Origin of the sequence: Porphyromonas sp. CAG:1061 (assembly GCF_000435035.1) — a bacterium.
Lineage (GTDB): Bacteria > Bacteroidota > Bacteroidia > Bacteroidales > Porphyromonadaceae > Porphyromonas_A > Porphyromonas_A somerae.
Map to the genome: position 1 here is coordinate 23841 of NZ_HF988862.1, position 264 is coordinate 24104.

Consider the following 264-nt stretch of genomic DNA (forward strand, 5'->3'; position numbering starts at 1 on the left):
CAGCCGCCAAAAGCATAAAGATGATCGCCGTGAATAGGTCGCTATACTTTAGGGCGTAGTAGGTCGCCAAGGTACCAAAAAAGGCATTTCCTAGGCTGATGAGATTGGGGATATGCTTACGAATTTTCATGGTCTACAGATACACACATTAGCTTTGGCTCTGATCCACCTTAGGCAAGACCGCCATCAGCGTCTCATTGCCCCAAACCACCTGACCGAGCTCCACCTTGATCTCACTCCCCAGTGGCAGGAAGAGATCCACCC